This is a genomic window from Jatrophihabitans lederbergiae (assembly GCF_031845305.1).
GTDB classification, from domain to species: domain Bacteria; phylum Actinomycetota; class Actinomycetes; order Mycobacteriales; family Jatrophihabitantaceae; genus Jatrophihabitans_A; species Jatrophihabitans_A lederbergiae.
Genome location: NZ_JAVREH010000092.1, coordinates 1 through 6,976, shown reverse-complemented (window position 1 = coordinate 6,976; position 6,976 = coordinate 1). Strand labels below are relative to the sequence as shown.

General features: G+C 68.1%; 6 protein-coding genes and 1 pseudogene. 5 read left to right on the top strand and 2 right to left on the bottom strand.

Going from position 1 to position 6,976, the window contains the following annotated elements; all coding sequences use genetic code 11:
• The first annotated feature begins 844 nt into the window (after positions 1–844).
• From RM423_RS23630 to RM423_RS23615, 5 genes and pseudogenes are all read left to right on the top strand, one after another.
• Positions 845–1,952 (top strand): annotated as a pseudogene (locus RM423_RS23630) (IS30 family transposase).
• 84 nt (positions 1,953–2,036) lie between these two features.
• On the top strand, positions 2,037–2,375 hold the full coding sequence (locus RM423_RS23625; protein ID WP_311425495.1) for a nuclear transport factor 2 family protein: 339 nt from the start codon (positions 2,037–2,039) through the stop codon (positions 2,373–2,375).
• 299 nt (positions 2,376–2,674) lie between these two features.
• Positions 2,675–3,529 (top strand): hypothetical protein, encoded by an 855-nt coding sequence (locus tag RM423_RS23620; RefSeq protein WP_311425494.1) that lies wholly within the window; start codon positions 2,675–2,677, stop codon positions 3,527–3,529.
• A 135-nt stretch (positions 3,530–3,664) separates the two neighbouring features.
• A complete protein-coding gene (locus tag RM423_RS26110) occupies positions 3,665–3,943 on the top strand; it encodes a putative immunity protein (protein ID WP_396327848.1) in 279 nt (92 codons plus the stop codon).
• Positions 3,855–4,271, top strand: a complete 417-nt coding sequence (locus tag RM423_RS23615) for a putative immunity protein (RefSeq protein ID WP_396327847.1) — start codon at positions 3,855–3,857, stop codon at positions 4,269–4,271. Before RM423_RS26110 ends, RM423_RS23615 begins: the two co-directional genes overlap by 89 nt.
• A gap of 386 nt (positions 4,272–4,657) precedes the next feature.
• Here RM423_RS23615 and RM423_RS23610 read toward each other — a convergent pair whose 3' ends face one another.
• Positions 4,658–5,770: a toprim domain-containing protein gene (locus tag RM423_RS23610; protein WP_311425492.1), complete on the bottom strand. Its 1,113-nt coding sequence runs from the start codon at positions 5,768–5,770 to the stop codon at positions 4,658–4,660.
• Positions 5,713–6,840, bottom strand: a complete 1,128-nt coding sequence (locus RM423_RS23605; RefSeq protein ID WP_311425491.1) for an ArdC-like ssDNA-binding domain-containing protein — start codon at positions 6,838–6,840, stop codon at positions 5,713–5,715. Before RM423_RS23605 ends, RM423_RS23610 begins: the two co-directional genes overlap by 58 nt.
• Positions 6,841–6,976 lie beyond the last annotated feature (136 nt).

The following is a 6,976-nucleotide window of genomic DNA, read 5'->3' as shown; positions in this document are numbered from 1 at the left end:
GCGGCCAATTGCTGGCGCGCCTCCGACACTGCGAACGAGGACTCGGCTGACATGTACTTAGCGTACACCGATGGGCACGGTTGTACATATGCGGTCTCATGTGGTGACCCGTCACCGGACGCGTACCCGCAGTTGATGTCTAAACTAAAGCGCCGTCTCGCATGAGGATCCCAGGTTCTATCGGTCGACGCAACGCCTTCTTTGATGGCGGTCGATCATGTACCTGCGCGCCGATTCAGCTGCTGGTGTGCGGTTCTTGTCCTCGGTGCGTGAGGGCCGCGGTCTCAAACCGTCCGCCCGCGCCGCCGGTGTGGGGAAGGAGACCGGCTACCGGTGGCTGCGGGAGGTGTTCCTCGTATTGCGTTCGCAGGGCATCGGTGTAGAGGAGGCGCAGGCCCAGCTGGGCTACCGTTCGCCACTTGTGCAGGGCTGGGAATGCGACCGGCTCGCCAGCCGAGGTGACGGCCGGCATCACCTTGCCGTACCGGTCAGCGTCGAGGAGCTGTTCTGGGACCGCTTCCTGGCCGGCAACAGCGCCGAGACCGCGGGCCGTGCCGCTGGCGTCGGCCGCTCGACGGCCTACCGGTGGCTGCAGCGGCGGTTCGCCGCGATGCGTGAGGAGGGCACGCCTGCCCGTGTGGCAGCGCGCCAGCTTAGGGTTGCTCCAGCGCGCCGTTCGGCGTGGGAAGCCGGCCGCCACCGCGCCGATAAACGCGCCCGGCAGCGGAGGGTCAGCGCAGAGACGCGGGCGGTGCGAGATTCGGCTCGTCACGCCGAGTCGCTGCTGCAAGCGCGTGCGCCCCGTTCGGACGTCGCGGTGCGCGGCACGCGGTACTGGCAGCTGATGCGCGCCGGCATAACCAACACCGCAGCCTGCAAGATCCTCGGCGTGAACAGGCGCACCGGCGGACGTATCCGGGCCCGTCATCGTCAGCAAACCGCGCCACCTGTGCGACCTCAGTCGCCGCCAGGTCGCTACCTGTCCCTGCGCGAGCGGCTGCAGATCGCGGATCTGCTGCGGCTGGGATTGTCGATGCGCCAGATCGCCGCCGAGCTCGGTCGCAGCCCCTCCACGGTCAAACGCGAACTGGACCGTCATCGCGATGGACAAGGCCGCTACCTGCCCCAGAACGCTGATCACACTGCGCGGCTGGAACGCCGTCGACCGCGCCCACACAAGCTGGTCGCCAACGAGCCGCTACGACTGGTGGTGCAGCGCAAACTCAACCGCTGCTGGTCACCGGATGAAATCAGCGGCTGGCTGCGCCTGACCCACCCAAATGATGTTTCGATGTGGTTGTGTCCGGAGACAGATCTACCAGTCGATCTACGTGCAGTCGCGCGGCGCGTTGCGCCGCGATCTGGCGGTGTGTCTGCGCACCGGGCGGGCACTGCGGCGTCCGAGCCGCAAGCCCGGGCAGCGCAAGAACCGGATACCGAACATGATCAATATCGCCGAACGTCCGGCCGAGGTCGAGGACCGGGCGGTGCCTGGGAACTGGGAGGGAGATTTGATCATCGGTAAGCAGAACCAGACCGCGATCGGCACCCTGGTCGAACGCCAGACCGGTTACGCGATGCTGCTGCATCTACCCAATGGTTATAAGCCCGAACAGGTCCGCGATGCTCTCGCCGCCAAGATCACGACCTTGCCCGAGTCGCTGCGCTTGTCGCTGACCTGGGACCAGGGCCCGGAGATGCGCGACTGGAAACAGGTCTCCGTCGACGCCGGGATCGACATCTACTTCTGCGACCCGCACTCGCCGTGGCAACGCGGCACGAACGAGAACTTCAACGGACTGCTGCGCCAATACTCTCCCAAGGGCACTGACCTATCGATTCATTCCGTCGAGGACCTCGATTGGGTCGCCCAGCAACTCAACGATCGACCCCGCAAACGACTAGCGTTCAAGAAGCCGATCAAACTCATCGGCGACCTCCTGTTGCGCTGACCGCCAGAATCCGCCCTTCCCGCTACGGGACGACAGGATCCGGTTGTCGGTGCCACTTGTCAGGATGGTGGCATGACTAGACCTGTGACTTCCGAAGACATCGCAGCGGCCTACTTCGCTGCGTGGAAGAGCAACGACATCGAGCAGGTGCGTCCCCTCCTCCATCCAGACGTCAATTTCGCCGGCGCCCTTGGGACTACCCACGGTATCGAGGACACCCTTGCCGGCCTCGGCGGCATGTTCGCGATGACCAAAGAGGTCGACGTGATCCATCGTTGGGTCGACGGACCTGACGTCTTGACGTGGTTTGAGCTGCGGACCGCAACAGCGGGTCCCGTGGCGATTGTCAACTGGAGCCATGTCGAGGAACGTCGCATCACCCGGATACGGGTCACCTTCGATCCCCGCCCGATGCTGGCGTGATCGGGCTGCGCAGTCCGCGGCGGGCGTACTCGCCAGTGAACGAAAGCGAAGCTCCGTCCGTCGAGGGACCTGCTCGCGCACCGCAAGTGGTCCGGATGCGTTGAGCAGATTTACGCCGAAGGTCCCCCAAGGATCGGCTGCTGGGACATGACCGCGTCTACCAGCGCATCGCTCACAGTGCCCGGCGCCGCACGCTCGGGCCGACCGCCCGTGGTTCGGTGGCCAGGTTGAGCGGGAAAAACAAGATCGCCGCGCATCGCGGCAGGTGCTTTGCTTCGTGCGTGGATCAACTCGCCGTAATGGCAACTTTCAACCGGCAGCTGCGCCAGAACCTTCGCTCCGCGCCGGTCACGTCTGTCGAGCGAGACGAGTTTGTGACGCGAGTGATCAGCGAGGGCTGGAGCGGTGTCGTTTGGAGCGACCTCGCCGATGCCGACGTCGACGAGGTGATCGCCCGGGAGGTCACCCGCTTCACGGGCATGTCCTGGGAGTGGAAGCACTACTCCGGTGATCGCCCAGCCGACTTGTCCGAGCGACTGCTGAGCGCCGGATTCATCGCTGATCCGCCGGAGTCGGTGATGGTCGCGGAGATCGGTGGACTCAACCTGGGCGCTGCGCCGCCGCACGGGGTGGAGCTGGTCACCGTGACGACGGACGAAGACGTCGAGGCGCTCGTACGCCTTCATGACGCGGTTTTCGGCGGGGATCACACGGCTCTCGGGCAAGAGATGGCCGCCTCCCTGGGCGCCGCCGAGCCAGCCGTTGTGGGCATGATCGCGCGGGTCGGGGAGACGACGGTCTCCGCTGGGCGTGTTGAGTTCCACGACGGAACGGCGTTCGCCAGCATTTGGGGTGGCGGGACGCTTCCTGAGTGGTGCCGCCGTGGGATTTTTCGTGCTCTCGTCGCCCGGCGGGCGGCTCTGGCCTCCGACCGGGGGTTCCGCTACCTACAGGTCGACGCTATGCCGACCAGCCGGCCGATCCTCGCTCGGTTGGGCTTCGTCGAGCTTGCAATCACCACGCCGTACCGCCGGCGCGCCACGAACTTCGCCGTGTTCGACGAAGTGCACCTCAACAGGGCGGCGGTCGGGCTACCGGCTCTTCCCGGTAGCCGATCCGTTTACGGGCACCGGAGCAATTCTCGCGTGTCCTGAGGGCCACGACCGGCTGGGTCTCCAAAGCGGTTCGCCTGAAGGACGGGCTGAGCGCCGGCGCTGCCGCCGACGGCGATCCAACCCGACCCCACCCGGCACGCAGATGAGGGATTATCGACGCGGACGGGGTACGTGATGGTGGTCGGGCGCCGAGTTGACGCTCGGTGGGTCTGGCCCGCTATCAAGGGGAGGGTCGTGAGATCTCCACAGACCTTAAGCGAAGCCGACCGACGTCTTATCGCCGCATGGGCCGCCGACTGCGCGGAGCGGGTTCTAGGAATATTCGAGGCTGAGGCTCCCGATGATGACCGCCCTCGGGCTCTGATTGCACCGGACCCGCGCGTTCGCCCGGGGAGAGCTAAACACCGCGGAGGAGATCCGCCGTCGGTTTGCCGGTGGCGTAGGTGCGGGTGATGTGAAGTCTCCCGCCGCAGCGGCCGCTGCCCGGGCCGCCGGTCAGGCCGTCGCCATCTGCCATATGGGCGCGCACGCACTAGGGGCCGCCGCTTATGCCGTCAAAGCTGCCCGCGTTGCCGACCCGGAGCGACCAGACGCCGCCGAAGACGAGATCTGCTGGCAGCTCGAGCACATGTCGGTAGAGGTTCGCGCCGCCCTGCGAGCCCTCCCGCCCGTCGGTGAAAACTCGTCAGGCCCGCTTGGGGCCGGGCTCCTCGCTTCAGGCCAACTCGGCACCATCATCCGTGACCTGCAAGCCGGTCTCACCCAGACCGACTCGAACTAACATCAGGCCCAAGACCGGGCCCATCCGTGACCCGGCGGCTCCGCGACCCCGACCCACGTGCTTCCTCGCCCGCCCAGAACGTCAGCGCAAACGGTCATCTGTCCGCAAGGGCAAGTGCACCCGGTTCGGCGATCTGCACTCCAGGTTCCTTCCGCCTCGTCGGCCGCGGACAGTGTCCGAATACGTCCGCTCGAACGTGCACGTCACCGCCTCCGGAATGCTCGACGTAGAAGTTGCTTCAGACCCGGGCCTCCATAGCGTTCGGCGCGGTCTTCAACTGGTCGGATAGCACCCCACAACCGCGAGGCGTAGTAGGACGCCCCGCTGGGCATCCGCTTACGGGCCGAGTGAAGGGACCAGATTCGCTCAGTTATTACGGCGACCCCTTAGCGCCGGCCCTGGGCCTCGGAGGCGGTGGCCCGGTGTGCTGGCCGGGCGTCGTCGGCCGGGCGCGCAGTGGCGGGCCGGATGACGGCGGTGCGCGGGCTGCTCATCCCGGCCAGTTGGGCCGCGGTGGCGGGGACGTGCTGGCCGCGATCGAGGTCCTCACGTCGGTCTCGGCCGGTGAGTCGCCCCAGGGCATCAGCATCCGCATCGGGCACGCCGATCCTTTCGGCGAGCACCGTTTGCAGCATGTCCGCCGGGAGCCCGGTCCGGGCGGTGACAGCTGTCAGCTCCCGCTGCCATGTATCCAGGGGCGCCTTGGCCAGGATGCCGGCCGCGATGCGGGCGGCCACTACGCGGTCCTCGGGCCAGGTCAGGTCCCGGCCGGTGAGGGCGTGGTCGACGAGCTGGCGGCCCATCGGCTCGGCGGTGGTCAGCCGGTCGACGAGTGCGGCCGGCCCGTGCAGCTCGCCGAGCTGGGCCGGGTCCGTCCCGGCCGGCAGTGCCACGCCGCGGGGATCGAGCCCGTGGGCGGTGAGCAGTTCGTAGGCCCGGACGGCGGCCTCTACACCGGCCGGGTCGGCGTCCGTGGCGATCACGATCCGATCAGTGCCGGCACCGACGACGTCGGCGAGCTGGCCGGCCTGGTGCTCGGTCAAGGCGGTCCCCAGCGGTGCCAGGCCGGCCATCATGCCGCCCGAGGCCAGGTCGACGGCCAGGGCGTCGATCGGCCCTTCGACGAGGACCGCGAGACCGCCTCGATCGAGGGTCGCGGTGTTCCCGGCCAGCCCGTAGAGGTGCTCGCCTTTGGTGTAGAGCGGGGTCTGTCCGGTGTTGAGGTACTTCGGGTTGCGTATGCCGGTGCTGGCGTCCAGGCTCGGGTTGCGGCGGCCGACGAAGCCGACCACTTCCCGGCCGCCGCCCTCGGTCCGAGCGTGGATCGGGAACATCAGCCGGTCGCGGAACCGATCGACCACCCGGCCGGTAGAGGCGCGGGTGCCCAGCCCGGCGCCTAGGATCTCGGCGTCGGTGAAACCGTTGCCGCGCAGGTGCTCGCTCAGGTGGGTCCAGCCGGGCGGGGCGTAGCCCACCCGCCCGGCCGGGTGGTCAAGCATCGTGCTGCCGAGCCGGGTGTCGAGGTAGGCCGGCGCCCACGAGGCCGGGTACTGGCTGGCGTAGTAGCGGCCGCGGTCGCGTTCGCCGCGACCAGACGGCCTCGGTCCAGAAAATCGGTCTCGGGATCCCGTGCCCGGTTTTCTGCATCGGCCCGAAGTGCTGCGGTGCGGTCGGCACCGGCCACCGCGCGCAGGGTCAGCTTGTCGGCATCCCTAGCCACCGCCGCCGGGGCCGCTGCCGGCCCTGCCGTGAGGTGGTCGTGGCTGCGGTCCAGGACCTGATGGGCGGTGCTCAGGACGCGGGCGCCGCAGGCGCGCAGCGCGGCGTCGGCGTCGCCGGTCTGCGCGGCCCAGTCGGCGACGTAGGCGAAGGTGTATTCGGCGGTGTCCAGGCCATGATCGGCCGCCACCAGGTAGGCCAGGGATTCGGCCTCGACCTCGCGGTCACCGCGGCAGCTTCCGGTCCGGCCGCGTTCGAAGCCGGCCGGGTCGTGCATGAGCACGTGGCCCAGTTCGTGGGCCAAGGTCTTCACCGCCTGGGCGTCGTCGACGTCGGAGCGCACAACAACGTCGTGGGTGGCGTAGGCGGTGTAGCCGTTTGGGCCGGCGGCCCCGGCAATCAGCTTGCGGGTGACGGTGAACCCAGCCGCCGTGCACTGGGCCGCGAGGGCGTCCCACAGGCCCTGCGGGGCCTGCCCGGCGAGCAGCGTGGGCATCGGTGGCGCGGGCAGTGGGTCACCGCTGGTCTGGGAGACGTCCCAGACGTAGACCGGTCGAAACCCGACCACGCGACGAGCGGTGGCAGCCGACTCCCCCGGCTCGGCCGCCACCTGCTCTGCCCCCTGTGGTCCGGTCGTGGTCGCGCTATCGGTCTCATCGGATTCGATCTTGCGGGTGACCGGCGCCAGGATGGCGAGGCCCTTCTCGCCCTTGACCACCTGGCGGCCAAGTTCCTGCCACAGGTTGTAGCCGGCAACCTGCGTGGCGTCCGGTTTCTGGGCGAGCAAAAGCAGGGTGTTGTTGAAGCTGTAGTTGTGGAACTTCGCGGCCACGTCCAGCCAGCCCGCCACTCAGGTCCAGACCAGCCGCCCGGCGACAAGGCGCTCGGACCCGTCGCAGGCCTTTTCGATCGGATGCGCGATGCCATCTCTGGCCGCGGCACCGACGACTGAGCCAGATTTGACACCAGCAGAGCCCTAACTCCCG

Excerpts from the sequence above, each read along its gene's own strand:
- RM423_RS23620 (WP_311425494.1), top strand. The coding sequence starts at position 2,675 with ATGGCAACTTTCAACCGGCAGCTGCGCCAGAACCTTCGCTCCGCGCCG.
- RM423_RS23610 (WP_311425492.1), bottom strand. The coding sequence starts at position 5,770 with ATGCTTGACCACCCGGCCGGGCGGGTGGGCTACGCCCCGCCCGGCTGG.
- RM423_RS26110 (WP_396327848.1), top strand. The coding sequence starts at position 3,665 with ATGGTGGTCGGGCGCCGAGTTGACGCTCGGTGGGTCTGGCCCGCTATC.